At 36.0% G+C, this 18326-nt stretch carries 11 protein-coding genes; 9 read left to right on the top strand and 2 right to left on the bottom strand.

What is annotated here, in order from left to right; all coding sequences use genetic code 11:
- Positions 1-989 precede the first annotated feature (989 nt).
- Positions 990-1964 (bottom strand): tail fiber protein, encoded by a 975-nt coding sequence (locus tag ACFILH_RS08490; protein WP_375667653.1) that lies wholly within the window; start codon positions 1962-1964, stop codon positions 990-992.
- Positions 1965-5311: 3347 nt separating this feature from the next.
- Between ACFILH_RS08490 and thiC the strand changes: the two genes are divergently transcribed.
- The 9 genes from thiC to ACFILH_RS08535 all read left to right on the top strand — a co-directional run bounded on the left by thiC (position 5312) and on the right by ACFILH_RS08535 (position 17017).
- A complete protein-coding gene (thiC, locus tag ACFILH_RS08495) occupies positions 5312-7147 on the top strand; it encodes a phosphomethylpyrimidine synthase ThiC (RefSeq protein ID WP_273791113.1) in 1836 nt (611 codons plus the stop codon).
- Complete coding sequence (locus ACFILH_RS08500) at positions 7144-8094, top strand: FAD-dependent oxidoreductase (RefSeq protein WP_375637395.1); 951 nt, start codon at positions 7144-7146, stop codon at positions 8092-8094. The genes thiC and ACFILH_RS08500 overlap by 4 nt, the downstream gene beginning before the upstream one ends.
- Positions 8095-8097: 3 nt before the next feature.
- Positions 8098-8295 carry a sulfur carrier protein ThiS gene (thiS, locus tag ACFILH_RS08505; RefSeq protein WP_273791115.1) on the top strand — a complete coding sequence of 66 codons (198 nt, stop codon included), beginning with the start codon at positions 8098-8100 and terminating at the stop codon, positions 8293-8295.
- 4 nt (positions 8296-8299) lie between these two features.
- The gene (locus tag ACFILH_RS08510) at positions 8300-9073 is read left to right on the top strand and encodes a thiazole synthase (protein ID WP_273791116.1); all 774 of its coding nucleotides are present in this window, start codon (positions 8300-8302) and stop codon (positions 9071-9073) included.
- Positions 9070-9675, top strand: coding sequence for a thiamine phosphate synthase (locus tag ACFILH_RS08515; RefSeq protein WP_273791117.1), 606 nt, complete (start codon positions 9070-9072; stop codon positions 9673-9675). Before ACFILH_RS08510 ends, ACFILH_RS08515 begins: the two co-directional genes overlap by 4 nt.
- Complete coding sequence (locus tag ACFILH_RS08520) at positions 9666-10424, top strand: hydroxymethylpyrimidine/phosphomethylpyrimidine kinase (RefSeq protein WP_273791118.1); 759 nt, start codon at positions 9666-9668, stop codon at positions 10422-10424. The genes ACFILH_RS08515 and ACFILH_RS08520 overlap by 10 nt, the downstream gene beginning before the upstream one ends.
- Positions 10425-10869: 445 nt before the next feature.
- Positions 10870-11709: a uracil-DNA glycosylase family protein gene (locus ACFILH_RS08525; protein WP_273791211.1), complete on the top strand. Its 840-nt coding sequence runs from the start codon at positions 10870-10872 to the stop codon at positions 11707-11709.
- 73 nt (positions 11710-11782) lie between these two features.
- The gene (pepN, locus tag ACFILH_RS08530; RefSeq protein ID WP_375667655.1) at positions 11783-14410 is read left to right on the top strand and encodes an aminopeptidase N; all 2628 of its coding nucleotides are present in this window, start codon (positions 11783-11785) and stop codon (positions 14408-14410) included.
- Between the two features lie 285 nt (positions 14411-14695).
- The gene (locus ACFILH_RS08535; protein ID WP_375630809.1) at positions 14696-17017 is read left to right on the top strand and encodes an ATP-binding protein; all 2322 of its coding nucleotides are present in this window, start codon (positions 14696-14698) and stop codon (positions 17015-17017) included.
- Here the strand turns inward: ACFILH_RS08535 and ACFILH_RS08540 are convergent.
- On the bottom strand, positions 17014-17538 hold the full coding sequence (locus tag ACFILH_RS08540) for a methylated-DNA--[protein]-cysteine S-methyltransferase (protein WP_273791214.1): 525 nt from the start codon (positions 17536-17538) through the stop codon (positions 17014-17016). The two genes, ACFILH_RS08535 and ACFILH_RS08540, sit on opposite strands and share 4 nt — an antisense overlap.
- Between the last annotated feature and the right edge of the window lie 788 nt (positions 17539-18326).

The following is an 18326-nucleotide window of genomic DNA, read 5'->3' on the forward strand; positions in this document are numbered from 1 at the left end:
TTTCAAGATTTTACGTAACTAAAAACATGTGAAGTTTTGTTTTGCTATCAAACTGTTAGATAATACGAATTTATACAACATAAATATGCGTTTTCCTACTCTTTCTATCACTTTTATCTTTATAAAAATGATTCAAGAAATGCGTACAAATGCCTTTGTTATAATAACGGGTGTATTATTTATATCTTCTAAGGACCATATAGAAATCAAGTACTTTTCTCCCCTCCACAAAAGATTTGTTTGTAGCTTTAATAGTAACATCTTCTTTATAACACATATACTTTAACTTTTTTTATAAATAAATATTAATTTATACTAATATTTTTTACTTTTCTCTTTCTATTAAAAAATTGTTTATTGGCATATCACAAAGAATTAACCTATTGAATAAAAACTTTAAAATAAACTCAATAACGCTTCTTGTAAGCCCCCCTAATGCAAAAACAATGCGAAATATAGGGATGAGGAGAGAGTATAGAAATAGCGTTTGTCTTCTGCTTCACAAGCATAATGATGATTCCACTCAAGGAGTACTATCATTTACAGATAAAGCCTCCACCATGGCAATGCAAAGAAATGAAATCGACAACAAGGTGAGAGATATCTTTATAAGATGAATTAACTCATACGGGGGTATGCTGTTTTTGCACAAAAAAACGTTAAAATATTGTACTTTATTTATGCCTCAGGTTGAATAATTTTATCACCTTACCCCCTATCAAAACACCTTATGAAAAAATGTATCTCTAGATCACTTCACGGTACAGTTTAAATGATTTTTACATATTTTCCCTATGTTATCATACAATTATAAAATAAATTATATCCTTAACTCTTTCTTTCAATCATTTTTAAATTGTTTTTTGACTCTCTCAAGTATCCTATTAACAATATAGATTTCCTCTTCATATGCATAGAAAATAACGCGGAATTGCTCCGCGTTAACAAAATTATCAAGGTCTATAGATTATTTATGGACCCGACCATACTCATGATTTTATAGCATAGACAACGGTTGTATTAACAGGGCGCGTTTCTGCCTCACCCGTATGGGAAAGAGTTACCTTGTGTGTATGTGCACCAGCAGAAGCTGTTCTCCCTTTCAGGGTCGTATTATAAGTATAATGATTCGGGAGTCTCCCAATATCACCAACGGGCCAGCCTACCCCTTGATACTCAAAATTGTGTGCATGCTCGCCTGCGTTTTCAATGCTTCCAATATGCGTATGCAATTTTATGCTATCTTGTTGTTCATCCGCAAACTTTCTACCACCATCTAAACCCCGACCATTATCAAAGCCGCGTAAAAACATGCCTCTAAAATCAGGAACTTTAAAAGTTTTATTGCTGTCTTTTCCCCATTTATCACCTATTGCATTGAATAACAGCGGATAATCTTCACGCTTATAGGCCTTACCATCACATAAAAGCCAACCATTTGGCACATTTTGCATAGCAAATGTTGCAATGAATCCAGCGGGAAAACTTTCTATCTTTGGTGGTGTAGGATTTAATAAATACCAACCCTCATGCTCTTTTATTAAAACACCATTATTGTATACCATTTCATAAATGCCATCTGTTTGAAATTCTCCACCTTCTAATGGTATAACCCCCACATCAGTGGCTTTATAGATAAGCTTTTCTCCTATATTATTAACAGTTATGGTTGTCGCGCCAATATTTACACCACAAGCTTTAAAACGTATGACGATATCATTGTTGTATTTCTTTATAGGCGAAACTGTCTTTAAAGTAATTAATGTTGTTTTATCATCCACATTTACTGTAAAGCTTGAATTAATAGATCCTCCATTATCTGCAAGATATTCACGTACGCGCTGCATCATCGCCCGTGCACTATCATTAACAGAACTAGGCGGCTGACCTTCTGCCCAATTAATGATACTATCTGAATAAGCATTTTCATCAGCCTTTAGAGACCAATCGTAAATATTAGACATTTTAAATCCCCCATTATTTTCATAGTTTTTCTAACAATTTCTCGTTCTGTGCACTAAAATGTGCGGCCGCTGTTGATTGGTACATCATAACCACTGTACCATCCGTATTTACGCATTTTATCTCTCTTCACTCCTTCCAATTTTATAACCTAAATTCACCAGACGCTTTTCATAACATTAGTATTAATGCTTTCTCTTCTAATGTGTAATGTAACCACCTCATTTGAGGTTACTCAGTATCTTGTTTTGTTGTTTTGCTGTTGTTATATAATTATTTCTCAAATCTTGCATCTTGTTGCAAAATTTATAAATACTGTTCAAAATTTTTCTTATTATGGATTTCATATAACCATTACTGAATGTAATAACTTATCACCCACATAGAAAGTTTCTGACTTAAACATTATCTTTTTTTATTTTTTCAATAGTTTAAATCTATCTCGTCGATATTTTAAACAAAGAAATTCTATCTTTTAGCTATCATTTGTATTAAAATTTTAAAATTAGCTTCAAATTTTTTGCATGCTTCATTATGTTTTTATTCACATGCAGATACTTTGTTCTATTTTATTCAATTTATTCCTGAAATTGTGTTACAGGATTATCACCAATGTTTTTTTGAACAAGCTTTTGTTCAATCTAAATACATCATAGAGAATATATTCAATATGGCTATTTCCTCACGCTTTCATTGAACTGAAAAGAAATACTTTGAAATACTAAAGAAACACTACACACCTTCACAAAATTTGAAGGTTGTATCCGATCCGGAAAAAATTAAAAAGCATAACCTAGCACCCTCCCCCAATTTTTATGAACAATATCCTTGTTTTTTAAACGCCCCATAACCAACTTTTCCCCTCCCACACTTAGCACATCTGCCTCTATATATTATTATATGTATATCTTTTTTGCAAGAACAATAAATCATTCTAAACAACATCTTGCAATTATTGGTGTTCTTCTTAATTCATGACAATATCAAAAAGCATTCTCTAAACTGTTTTTCTAACTCATCTGCTTCATCAATCCAAACAAAAAATACGCTCCATCGATTTAACACTTGCTATACCCTTAACTATCAAAGAAAACACCTTACAAAATCTTGCATAAGTAGCCAGACAATTGGACTATCCATGGCTTGTCTTTTCCAAATAAAATATCCTCTCCACTCATTACCGACTTTATTTTCAGTGTTCTCTGCACCTTGAACTTCTATCTTCCCTTTAAAATATACATCATTTATTAGCTACACCCTTTACCAGCTCTCGATGGGGTTATTTTTACTGTTTTTGAAGTTATTGCTATATTTTCTAATGTCAGAAACATTTTCTTTAGGTAATAAAAAACTCAGAAATTCCAGACTTTTTACATACATAACGCTAATATATAACCTTACAATACATGAATAAAATGTGATCTATTCTACAAAAATATAATACGTATTGATGAATCAACAAAACCAACACTCAAAAAGAAAGATGGGAATATGAGTTTTGGAGATCTTATCGTATGCAGTATATTAGGATTTTTGTTTACAATCTTTTCATTGGGGGGGGGGATGCTTAAAATCGTTACAGTAGAATTAAAAAAAAATATTTTAGGTGTCCTTTTCTATTCCTTCCAGCATTTACCTCACTATTTAGTATAATTGCACTACTTAAATATGATCTTTTTAACAAGATTTAAAAGATAAGCTGTTTTTATATCCTTCATAAGGTGCATAACGAGTTTTATGATGTGAGTGGAGTAATGCAAAGCGATTATAGAATGCTATGATACTGCAGATAAAGAATTCACTAACGAATTTATTTATGAATCTCTTGTCAACACATTTGTCTATCTTTGGGGTGCACCAATCATCACTGGCTGTATAGCTGCAGCTTTTATATGGCTACCATTTATAATACTGTTAATAATAGTAATATTGGTGGGAATTTGGTTACTCTTCCTCATAATTCCCTACTTATTCAAAAATTGGTTTTCGGCTTTATTAATCATCATTATAATAATTCTTTGTTTGTGTTTATTTTAATTATTACCTATTTTAGTGTTTAAAATTTTTTTTGACGCAAATTTTCTCAATTTTTCTCTTGTTGTATTATAATAATAATAAGAGCACTTCATTATAATTAGAAAGCTTTTTGTATATAATTAGTGATTTCTTATCTGTAATATTGTTGCACGATATCACATGACACTTGAATAACTTTACCTTGAAAACAAAGAGCTTTATGTCTCAGAAAATGAATTTTCACCTCGTCTTAAGCTAAAACACAGCGCTTTGCACGCATTTCTATTGCAAACTAATTAATGAATTTACGTATACTTTTGTGCTGAGATACATCCTTTTGCTTTCCTCTCTCTTCCAACTATTTAAAATTGTTGATGAAATTTCAAGATAAAAAGCCTTTGTGCATTTTCATCATCATTTTTTAATTCAGCTTACGATTTTCAAAAGATTCAAAACAATATTATTTTTAATAATAAAGATTAAGTATTGTTTCACGCTTTTGTTTATCGCATTCTTAATGGGAACATCCCCCTCATGAAGAATAGAATGCTCCAAACAAAATATAATGATATTGCATATTACGCACTTTTTAAAGAAATATTGCTCAAAATATACTCCTTTTATTTTACGACAGCGCACGTCAATAATAAAATAGTAAGCCATTATAGATCATCAGCGTTAAGCTTTTGAAGATACAAGCTGGAACCCATTATACATTTTACTGTCCCCCACGTTTTGACAGTCCTCACATCTTAGAATATTCATTAAATGACATTGGGCTTCCTTTCTTCAAGTGTTTTGCCCCATACGCCCCCACTTATGACGTGCAAGGAAGTGATTTTATATGAAAAGATGTATGATGAGAGAATCTTATGGTATTCTGAGTTATTATTTTAATATGAAAAAAATCTCAATCAGAGCCATAAACTATCTACTTTTTCCCTGATAATCCGTTTTTAACTTTATTCTGGTTTATAAAAGCTTCAATATCATAGTTTATCACTTCATAATATCTATTTACACTCTTAAAAACACACCAAAATCGTTTAAAATATATTTTTATGATTGACAATATAGATATTTAAGCCAACCATATTCGTATTAACAAAAATACTTCAAGTGGGAGGAGGCATGCAAATATTAGAATAGATATTGTATCAATTTTCAAAATAACTTTTCTTGAGCTGTATTGGATTTTCTTTGCTACAAAGCAATATTATTCCTATTCACCCGGATGCTCGTGATTGATAATTTGAATACATCTCCATTAACATCGTAACTCCATTAACATCGCAACCTATTTTTGAACTCTGTGTCTATAAGGAAAAAGTTTGTGCAGAAAAATACTCCATCAATCAGTTGTAGCCCCTTTCCCGCTTCACGCAAAATTTATCAACAGAGCCTTCTCTTTTCTGATGTGCGCGTACCATTGCGTGAAATTTCACTGACTGATGGCAGTGGTGAAAAACCTTTAAACGTCTACGATACTTCTGGCCCCTATACAGATAAAGATATGATCATTGATATTACAAAAGGCTTGCCAGCAATTAGCTTACCTTGGCTCTCTAAGCGGGATGATACTGAAACTTATCCTGCACGATTAGTTAAACCTGAAGATAATGGATTGACTTCTGATAAAAATCTTACACCAGCCTTTAAACAAAAACGTCCTATTTTACGAGCAAAAAATGGCAAAGCAATTACACAAATGGCTTACGCACGCGCAGGCATTATTACCGAAGAAATGGAATATGTGGCTATACGAGAAAATGAAGGATTAGCAGTAAAAGAACGGCAGAATGTACCATCAAATGAAACATTTTCTGGATCAATACCAGAAATTTATACTGCCGAATTTGTTCGCAATGAAATTGCTTGTGGACGCGCCATTATTCCACAAAACATTAATCATCCAGAGTGCGAACCCATGATTATTGGGCGTAATTTCCGTGTTAAAATTAATGCCAATATTGGTAATTCAGCAGTAACGTCATCTATGGAAGAAGAAGTTGATAAAATGGTTTGGGCCATTCGCTGGGGAGCAGATACAGTTATGGATCTCTCTACAGGACGAAATATTCACAATATTCGTGAATGGATTATCCGAAATTCTCCTGTGCCCATCGGAACAGTCCCTCTTTATCAAGCACTCGAAAAAGTACAGGGTATTGCCGAAAACTTAACATGGGATATTTTCCGTGATACCCTTATTGAGCAAGCAGAGCAAGGTGTTGATTATTTTACCATTCATGCAGGATTAAGATTACCATTTATTCCTATGACCATTGATCGTGTAACAGGTATTGTTTCACGAGGCGGTTCTATTATGGCAAAATGGTGTCTCCATCATCACAAAGAAAGCTTTCTCTATGAACATTTTGATGAAATTTGTGATGTTGCAAAAACATATGATATCTCTCTTTCATTGGGGGATGGATTGCGCCCTGGCTCTATTGCCGATGCCAATGATGAAGCCCAATTTGCAGAGCTTAAAACTTTGGGAGAATTGACAAAAATTGCTTGGAAAAAAGATGTACAGGTTATGATTGAAGGTCCTGGGCATGTCCCAATGCACAAAATTAAAGAAAATATGGAGCAACAATTAGATCTTTGTCATGAGGCGCCTTTTTATACTTTGGGACCTCTTACAACGGACATTGCTCCTGGTTATGACCATATTACATCAGCAATTGGTGCCGCTATGATTGGATGGTTTGGAACTGCTATGTTGTGTTATGTAACACCTAAAGAACACCTAGGACTCCCCGATAGGAATGATGTAAAAACTGGTGTGATCACTTATAAAATTGCTGCTCATGCCGCTGACCTTGCTAAAGGTTTGCCTAGAGCACAATTGCGCGACAATGCTCTTTCGCGTGCACGATTTGATTTTAGATGGCACGATCAATTTAACCTTTCTCTTGATCCAGAAACAGCTTGTGCCTTTCATGATGAGACAATGCCTAAAGAAGCCCATAAATTAGTGCATTTTTGTTCCATGTGTGGACCAAAATTCTGTTCTATGCGTATTTCCCATGATATTCGTGAGGCAGCTGCAATAAGAAAAACAAAAGGGGAAGGTATGATCGCCATGGCCGAAAAATATCAGAAAAATGGTGACCTTTATATGGAAACTGTTCCTCCTCAAAAAAAGAAAGTAAACAGTTGAAGAACATTCTTATCAAAGGTGCAGGTGTAGGCGGCTTAACAGTTGCCTTTATGTTACAGCAAAAAGGTGCTTCTGTTACTGTATCGGCCCCCCCTCATTCACCTATAGGAAGTGCTAGTTGGTATGCAGGAGGAATGCTTGCACCTTACTGTGAAAGGGAAAGTGCAGAACAAATTGTTGAAGATCTTGGTGTACAAGCTATACAATGGTGGCGTAAAACGCTCCCCAACCTTGTCATACAAAAAGGCACTTTAGTGGTTGCACCTACACGAGATAGAGGAGAGCTTGAACGATTTTCTGTGCGTACGCATAATCACAAAACCGTAGATAATACAGAAATAGCTCATCTTGAACCAGATCTTGCGGAACGTTTTAACTGTGCGCTCTTTTATGAAAATGAAGCCCATATTGATCCTCGCAAAGCACTTATGGTTTTAAAAGAAAAGCTTCTCAACAATGGAGCCTGTTTTGTTGATGTAGAAATAGCTGAAAAAAATTTTGATATTGTTATTGATGCGACAGGAATAGCACGTTTAGGAAAAGATAAAAATATACGGGGCGTACGTGGTGAAATGCTTCTCGTGCGCTGCACCGATATTAAAATTTTGCGTCCAATTCGTCTTCTTCACCCACGGTTTCCTCTCTACATTGTACCTCGACAAGATAATATTTTTATGATTGGTGCAACGATGATTGAAAGTGACTTTGATGGTGCAATCTCTGTAAGATCAATGATGGAACTGCTCAACGCGGCTTATACTTTACATCCTGCTTTTGCTGAAGCAGAAATTATTGAATCTGGCGTTGGTGTTCGTCCATGTTATCCTAATAACTTCCCTTCTGTGTATAAAGATGGTAACTTTATTTCTATTAATGGATTTTATAGACATGGTTTTCTGTTGTCTCCAGAAATGGCAAAACGAGCAATGGAATTGGCATTGGAATAAAACATGCAAATATTTGTTAATGGTGAAACAGTCCAAACAGAAGTTATGACTCTCGGTCTCTTGCTTGAAGAATTGGGGTATGAAGGAAATTGGCTTGCAACTGCTGTTAACGCTGAAGTTGTTCCCATAGATGCACGAAGCCAATTTGTCTTGCATGAAGGAGATAAAATTGAAATTTTAAGCCCAATGCAAGGAGGCTAAAATTATGCTGAATCTTTATGGACGACAATTCTCTTCCCGTCTTCTATTAGGTACAGCGCAATATCCTTCACCAGCAATCCTTCGTGATGCTATTCATAAATCGAATACGGAAATTGTAACTGTTTCCTTGCGCCGTGAAACTGCAGGTGGAAAACAAGGTGGACAATTTTGGAAATTTCTTCAAGAACTTGGGGTAACAGTGCTTCCTAATACTGCTGGTTGTTATACTGTTAAAGAGGCCGTAACCACAGCCCAATTAGCAAGAGATCTTTTTAAAACGGCTTGGATTAAACTCGAAATTATCGGTAATTCAGATACCTTACAGCCAAATATTTTTTCCTTAATCGAAGCTGCTCAAATTTTAAACAATGAAGGTTTCAAAATTTTTGCCTATACAACGGATGATCTCATTGTTGCTGAAAAACTTTTTGACATTGGTTGCCGTGTTATTATGCCTTGGTGTGCTCCTATTGGTTCTGCCAAAGGACCTCATAATACTGATGGATTGCGTTCTATCCGTGCTTACCTTCCTGATGCTACTCTTGTTATTGATGCCGGCATTGGACGCCCATCACATGCCGCCATTGCGATGGAACTCGGTTATGATGCAGTACTGCTTAATACCGCAGTTGCTAAAGCAGGTGATCCTGTCTTAATGGCTGAAGCATTTTCTAAAGCTGTTCAAGCAGGACGTATGGGATATAAAGCTGGCATGATCGAAGCACGCAGTGTAGCAGTCCCTTCAACGCCAATCATTGGAAAAGCAGTATTTTCATGAAACTGGATCCATTTTACCTCATCGTTGATAACGCTGATTGGATTGAACGTTTGCTTCCTCTTGGTATCAAGCTCGTACAATTGCGTATGAAACATGAAAATCAACAAATAATCCGTCAACATATCAAGCGTGCAAAAAACATATGCAATAAATTGGGAGCACAATTAATTATTAATGATCATTGGGAAATAGCAATTGATGAAAAGTGCAATTTTATTCATCTGGGACAAGAAGACCTGAGCAATGCTGATCTTCACGCAATTCGTAAAAGTGATATAAAAGTTGGTCTTAGTACACATGATGAACATGAATTGGATACCGCACTCTCTGCTAATCCTGAGTATATTGCACTTGGTCCTATTTATCCGACAATCTTAAAAAAAATGAAATGGATGCCGCAAGGATTAGAGAAAATCAAACAATGGAGAAAGCGGATTGGTGCTTTACCTTTGGTGGGTATTGGTGGTTTAACACCAGAACGCGCAGTTGGTGTTTTAAAAGCAGGAGCAAATAGTGCTGCTGTTGTGACTGATATTATCCTCCATAAAAAACCTGAAGAGCGTGTACAGCAGTGGATAAAAGTGACACAAACATGGCGTTGATACCTTCCATTCTTATTGTTGCGGGCACTGATCCAACAGGAGGTGCTGGTATTGTTCGTGATATAGAAACCTCTGCGCATTTTCAAATAAAAGCAAATTTAGCAATTACTTGTGTTAACGTACAAGATGATAATCGCGTTGTCGAAATCATTCCAATGCGTGGAGACCTCGTCGCTGCGCAAATGCGTGCTGCCCTAGAAGCAAATCCAATAAGCGCAATAAAAATCGGTATGACGGGGACAAAAGCAATTATAGCAGCAATCTGTAACGTACTCAAAGACTATCCCCATGTTCCAGTTATTTTGGACCCTGTACTTGTCGCTTCATCAGGAGGAAAACTAATAACGGAAACAATCATCGACACTATGATCGATAAACTGCTTCCTCATGTTGATCTTTTAACACCGAATAGAGAAGAACTCGCTCTTCTTAGCCAAAGTCCATTGGCATCTCATGATAAGCAAGCAATACAACAAGCAAAAAAACTTTTGTCATTGGGAGCTCGCTCTATTTTAGTAAAAGGGGGACATGCGGAGGGGCCTCTTGCAATTGATAGCTTCATTGACAAAACTGAAGTCATAAATATCTCTACTCCACGTTTAAAAGGAACAATGCGAGGAACAGGTTGCATTCTCTCAAGCGCTATTGCAGCGCATTTAGCATTAAATGAACCTCTCATTTCAGCTGTAAAAAAAGCAAAAGAATATATCCACACATTGCTTTTAACCCATTGTAAAAATAGTTTATAACGTCTTAGTATTTTTCTCATATAAAATTAATATTTATATATTCATTAATATATTTATTTTTTAATAAAAATTATTTAAAAAATATAATAATAAAAAATTTACACTTTATTTTATAAATAAAATACTACAAAAGTAACTTTAATTAAGTATTAAATATATAATACAATGATAACAAATATTATAACACCACTTGCATTCAGTAAAAAAATCTTTTATTATGAATGAGTTTAGTCTGTTTAAAAAGTTGAAATAGCGCAATTTAAACAAATTGTACATTTAAAGATGTATATAATCGCGAACACTCGCATTTTACGATTTGCCTTTTTTGTGAAAAGAGAGAATCCTATCAGCGTTCTTATACATTAATGGCTAGCGAATACATTTAATAAAACTTGAAGGATAATTTTGTTTGATCTATAATCGCTAGATCATTAGAAAAAGTAAAATGTTAAATCAAACGCCGTGCTCAATTTCCTATGAAGAACTCTTAAACTTTTATAAAGAAAGTGGTGCGGATGCCGTTCTGACGGATTTCCCTATTGATCGTTTTAAGCAGTCTGCTTGTTCAGAGAGAAAATTAATATCTGTCGTGAACATTTCTCATAATCAACAAGCATCTCCCAAAACATCTCCAACCGTAAAATTAGATCATCATCAGCTGCATAACTCTAGGACTATACAAAATGAATCCACAGCTATAGAGAGTGCAAAAAGTGCCAAGACACTTGATGAATTAAAATCTGCTCTCCTTGCATTTAATGGCTGTTCATTAAAATTGACAGCAAAAAATACCTGTTTTTCAGATGGAACAGCAGGAAGCCCCCTGATGCTTATAGGCGAAGCACCAGGACGAGACGAGGATATACAAGGAATTCCTTTTGTGGGAAAAGCCGGGATGTTGCTTAATAAAATCCTCGCATCAATTGGCTTAACAAGAAATAATGTTTACATTGCCAACACTATTCCTTGGCGTCCACCAGGAAATCGTACACCAACACCAAGAGAAGTTGCCTTGTGCCGCCCTTTTATTGAACGGCACATTTATTTAGCGCGTCCTCGTGTTCTTATAGCACTGGGAGGTGTTGCTGCACAGTTTCTTACTGGATCTCAAAATGGAATTATCCGAACAAGAGGGAAATGGCATATCTATGAAAGCGAGGATAATATAAAAATACCTGTTATGCCAACTTTCCACCCAGCCTACCTTCTTAGAACCCCTAGTCAAAAGAAGCTTACATGGATAGACTTCTTAGAAGTAAAAAATCGCCTCGACAGCCTTTTGTAATTCTTTAATCCTATCTTGCTTCTAAAATTAACACACCCTTCTTTAACTCTTAAAATACAAATGGGAAAAAACTATGAAACAGCCAATAACATCTATTTATCGTTTGGAAGACTACCAACCAACACCTTACGTTATCCCTAAAACACAACTTTCTTTCCAATTGGCACCGACAAAAACCTATGTTACAGCCATATTGTCTATTGAATCCCGTCACGATACAAAAGAATTAACACCTCTTGTTCTTTCTGGTGATGATCTTACTTTAATTTCCGTTTCTATTAATGATGAGATATTAGCCCCAAACACTTATAAAGTGACGCCTTCACGTTTAGAAATTACAACGCCACCAACGGCTCCTTTTACATTGAAATTGGTTACAGAACTGAATCCTGAAAGCAACCGCCAACTTATGGGGCTTTACCTTTCAAATGGTGTTTATTGCTCACAATGCGAATCGGAAGGTTTTCGTCGTATTACTTATTTTTACGACCGCCCAGATGTTCTTTCTACCTATAGAGTGAAAATTGAAGCAGATTCCCAAACAATCCCAATCTTGCTTTCCAATGGTAATCTGGTGGAAACAGGAACTTTAGAGAATAATCGCCATTTTGCCATTTGGGAAGATCCTTATCCCAAACCATCTTATCTCTTTGCTTTAGTAGGTGGAGATCTTGATAAGTTAGAAGACCATTTTACAACTGTATCTGGACGACGTATCGAGCTTGGTATCTATGTAGAAAAAGGAAAAACCGAACGCGCAACCTATGCAATGGATGCTCTTAAACGTTCCATGCGTTGGGATGAACAATGTTTCGGACGCGAATATGATCTTGATGTTTTCAATATTGTTGCTGTGTCCGACTTTAACATGGGAGCAATGGAAAACAAAGGCCTTAACGTTTTTAATGATAAATATGTTCTTGTCGATCCTGAAACAGCAACCGATCAGGATTATAGAAATGTTGAACGTGTCATTGCACATGAATATTTCCATAATTGGAGCGGTAATCGCGTTACCTGTCGCGATTGGTTTCAACTCTGTTTAAAAGAAGGATTCACTGTTTATCGTGATCAGGAATTTTCATCAGATCAAAATGTACGCAGCCTACAGAGAATTGAAAATGTAAAAGCATTAAAAGCAACGCAATTTGCAGAAGACGCAGGACCTCTTGCGCATCCTGTACGTCCTCGTCAATATAGCCAAATTAATAATTTTTACACCACAACTGTTTATGAAAAAGGTGCTGAAGTTGTTCGCATGATACGAACTATTTTAGGTCCTATTCTGTTTCGTAAAGGCACTGATCTTTATTTTCAACGTCATGATGGACAAGCTTGTACAATTGAAGATTTTATTACCTGTTTTGCTGAAGTGTCTGGTCAAGACTTCTCCCAATTCATGCTATGGTATGAACAGGCAGGAACACCCAATGTAGAAATCGATAGTCATTATAGCGATGGTGTTTTAACAATTCATGCAAAGCAACATATTCCCGCAACCCCACAACAAAATACAAAAAAGCCCATGCTTATCCCTATCGTATTTGGCTTGTTAGGACCTAACGGAGAAAACCTCACCTATGAAGCAGATACAGATATTCAATCAGATGTTATGCTTTTATCCAAGGAAAGCCAAACGTTTACATTAAAGGGACTGCGTGAAAAACCCGTTTTATCACTGCTGCGGGACTTTTCAGCACCAATCATTCTACACACTCCATTCAATGAAAGAGAACTTATTTTTCTTGCACAACATGATGACAATCACATCAATCGCTGGCAATCTCTTAATCATTTAATGACGCAAGCTTTGATTCAAAGCATTCAAGATAAAACACAAGAAAAAGCAACTCTCTCTTCTGCTTTGCTAAAGCTGATTGAAACGATCATAACAGATGAAACCTTAGAGCCTGAATTTCGTGCCTTCTGTTTAAATTTACCTAGTGAAGTTGAGCTTGCTCATACAATCGGTAAAAATATTGACCCAGATCGTATTCATTATATCCGCAATCAGTTTTTAGCTTCACTTGCACAAACTCATCAAGAGCTCTTAACAAAATTCTATGGACAAATGCAAACCCAAGAGCCCTATTCACCAAACACTGCACAAGCTGGAAAACGAGCATTAAAGAATATCATACTGGATTACCTTTCCATTGCTGAAGCCAATCCAAATCGAGCTGCTATACAATATGCAACAGCTGATAATATGACTGACCGTATGGCTAGTATCGCTGTTCTCGTGAAGCGTTTTAATGAAAGTGAGCAGGCACAAAATGCCTTAAATGATTTTGAAAACCGCTATCGGCATGACCCTTTGGTCATGGATAAATGGTTTTCTATTCAAGCAATGGTTGCTGGCACATCAACACTCGAGAATGTTCAAAAGCTCATGCAACATCCGCTTTTTTCACAAGATAATCCTAATCGTGTACGTTCCCTAATCGGTGTTTTTGCCTCTAACAATCTCACGGGCTTTAATAGGATGGATGGAGCGTCTTATCATTTTCTTTGCCAAGTCATTTTGGAAATTGACAAAAAAAATCCACAGCTTGCTTCACGATTATTAACAATGATGCGCTCTTGGCGACAATTAGAACCTATTCGACAACAAAAACTTGAAACTGAATTAAAAATGATTGCTGTTGCGCCAAAATTATCAAGCGATGTTGCTGATATCATTAATCGTCTGCTCACTTAAAACAAAAAATTATTTTAAATCAATATGCTATAATATTTTTTAAAATAAATTCTATAAACTATTCGATCATCATTAAACCTATAAACAGGTAATCTAAGCCTGTTTATAGGTCACGTTTAAAGTGCTTTTTTCTTTTCATATTCCAAAATTATAAAAGTAAAATTATTTTTTTAAAAAAAAGACTGGACAGAAGACTCCTGTTTTGATTCATTGCACTCGATGGGGTTACTATGAATATCGAAGCAGTTTTTAAATCACATTATTCCAGAATTAAAGGAACGCGAGATGGCTAAATTGGACGCATATAATGCGCCAAGGGAGGTGTATGCTGATTCAAAATCAAGCGCTCAAAGTCGCAAGGAGCGGACAGAGCGTACCAATCTGTTTTCTGGTCCTGCCTATCAAAAACTTCTTTTTATTGAACCTTGGCTGCGACGTTCACTCCCATTTGTAATTCTTGCATTTCTTGTTACGCTAGCAGCGATCCGTTTCCTATCAATCTATGATTGGCGCAACACAATTGATAAAAACACGCATTCTACCATCACTCTCTTAGCTTCTCATATTACCAATACGATTGACCGTGACTTACTTGCAGCCACTCGACAAGGAAAAACTGCTGTTCTTTCTCATAATCATTTACAAAATATCCTGACTAATTTTCGTAACAAAGGTCTTATAAAAACCAGCGCTGTTATTGCTATTGTCGATCAAAAAGGCAATGTCCTAGCTTCATCAAGTTCCGAGATTGTCTTAGGAAAACCCTTACAGGATTTTACCTCTGAAAGCATTGCTTTACAAGCTCTAGGAAAACATGCTGGAATCATGAAAATTACAATAGGAAAAGATATTCCTGCTCTCGCTTCCTTTCAGCAAACAGAAAATGGACAATATGGGGTATTCATCAGTGAAAAAATGCAACATATTTACATGGAATGGCGGAAAGCTCTCTCGTTAAATATAACCATGTTTATTGGAACTAGTGGCGTTATCCTCGCTCTTCTTTATGCTTATTATAACCAAATTGTACGAGCACGCAAAACAGATCTTGTTTCAGAAAAAATTCAAAACCGTATTGATATGGCAATGATGCGTGGACGCTGTGGACTATGGGATTGGAATATGGCAAGTGGACGTGTCTACTGGTCACGAGCAATGTACGAAATGCTCGGCTATGTCCCTCAAGATGCACTGCTCTCAATTTCCCAAATTAGCGCCATTATCAATCCAAATGATGCGAATTTTTTTGATCTTGCTCAGGAATTAATGAGCGGTAAAAAGAAGCATATCGATATTAACGTTCCTATGCGTCATGCTGATGGTCATTATGTATGGATGCGCATTCGTGCCGAAGTTACTGAAGAAGAAGAACCCCATTTGGTTGGTATTTCCTTCGATATTAGTGAACAGCAACAATTGGCTGAACAAACAGCGCAAGCCGACCTTCGTATCCGTGATGCGATTGAAAACATTTCAGAATCTTTCGTCTTGTGGGATGCTGAAGGACGTTTAGTCATGTCCAACAGCAAATTTTGCGAATATGCCGCTATTCCTAAACAAATTCTCCAATCAGGTATCCAACGTGCAACGGTCGAAGCCATGGCACGCCCTGCACTCAGTGAATATCCCCTTAAAGATGATGGTACTGGTAACTTAACCAGTATTCGCCAAACGGCAGATGGTTGTTGGCTCAAAATTAACGAACGACGAACCCAAGATGGAGGATTGGTTTGTATTGGTACTGACATTTCTGAGCTTAAACAACAACAGGAAAAATTTGAAGACAGTGAAAGGCGTCTTTTTTCTTTCATTCAAGAACTCAAGCGCGCGCGAGGGAGTGCTCAACAACGCGCAACAGAAGTTGAAAAACTTAATAAAAGTTTGAAAGCAGAAAAAGAACGCGCCGAAAGTGCTAATAAGGCTAAATCAGAATTTTTAGCCAATATGTCTCATGAATTGCGCACGCCTCTGAATGCTATTCTTGGTTTTTCAGATATCATGTTGCAATCGACTTTTGGTCCTCTTGGTTCACAACGCTATAAGGAATATATGCATGATATTTACAATTCAGGAACCCATCTTCTAACCCTTATCAATGACATCCTTGATATGTCAAAAATCGAAGCAGGAAGATTTACGCTTGATTGTAAAAATACCGATCTTGAGCCCATCATTAGTGAAGCAGTACGAACACTAACACCTCAAGCTCAAGAAAAAAATATTGTTGTTACAACAAACATTACCCCAGAACTTCATGCTGAAGTTGATGGTCGTGCAATGAAACAGATTTTCCTTAATCTCATCTCTAATGCCGTTAAATTTACGCCTTCTGGCGGAAATATTGATGTCTGCGCTTTCAAGAAAAAAAATAACCTTATTTTTAAAATTACAGATACAGGCGTTGGTATTCCCCAATCAGCAATTAAAAAACTTGGGCAACCTTTTGAACAAGTCGAAAATCAGCTCACTAAATCTCATACGGGCTCAGGTCTTGGATTAGCCATTTCACGCTCCTTGCTAGAACTCCACAAAGGAAAACTTGAAATTACTTCAAAAGAAATGAAAGGAACAACTGTAACGATTATAATGCCCATCACACAAAGTTAAATTTTTCCATTTTGTTCCCGTTGTAGTAAAATCTGTTTCCGTTTTTCCCCCCAACGATACCCTGAAATAAAACCATTTTTACGCACAACACGATGACACGGAATGATAATAGCCAATTCGTTACGTGCACAGGCATGAGCAACGGCACGAAAAGCTTTCGGCATACCAATACGGCATGCTAAGATCTCATATGAAATTGTTTCACCACATGGTATATCACATAATACTGCCCATACTTGTCGTTGAAAAACTGTACCATTTATATCTAAGGGAAAATTATATTTTTTTACCAGCTTAGGTGTTTCTATCATGGCTATAATATGGGCAACTTCTCTCTTAAATGTATTGTCACCTACAACTTGTTGTGCATCACCAAAGCGTATCGTAAACTCCTGTAATAATTGCTCTATAGTGTCTCCTAACGCTATATGACAAATCCCTTTTTGAGACCTAGCCACCAAAAGCTTTCCTATTGATACATCTTTCAGACAGAATACTCTCGTTTGGGAAATATTCAGCATTTTAGTCTTCTTTATATTTTAAAAAGTTTTGAACATCATCCATAAAGTAAAGGGAGAGTATTCACTATCTTTTAAAAACAAACAAAATCATTCTGAAATTATATCCTTAGCCATTGTATTAAAATACACTCTCACCCTTTTATGAAATGGAAAGATACATAGATTGACTGTCTTCCTACCCTAAAACGGAAACTTCGACCAGAACCGGATCTATCAACAATCTTGCTTTTTATATAACAGATTCCAACTGAACCCATTTGATATGGTTTATTTCATAAGCTCTCTACAGACAAATCCTGCTCTGAATTCTATCATACACTCTAACAAAAACACCTTAATGTGGTAAATTTTCATACCTTATATCACAACTCTAAACGGCAGTATTTTACGGAACAACACGATAAGCTTCCCATTTTATTTTACGAAATCCCATCGAACCATAAATAATGGCTTATGTTTTACAAGCAACAGAAAAAGCGCGTGCTCTCTTAAGCAAAAAACGTCATAAAACACAAAGAAAGTATGCCGGCAATGGATTGGAAAGATGTTCCGGCTTTTTATGCTCCACAGTATGCTTGAATATTCTAATTTGTTGGAGCACTGTTATTATTTTTTATCAAAGGTCATACTTTTGATAAACTGACGAGATGACTCAACTCAAAAAAGAAATTTATCTTCAATTTTATGAAAAAAAGCATGGAAAAGGTATTTTAATGCTTACTTTCTTTGTCACTTAACTTATAAAATGACGGTAGCCTCAGAACTAAAATATTTTGCCCACAACAATC

The sequence above is a fragment of the Bartonella sp. CL435QHHD genome (genome assembly GCF_042195095.1).
GTDB lineage: Bacteria > Pseudomonadota > Alphaproteobacteria > Rhizobiales > Rhizobiaceae > Bartonella.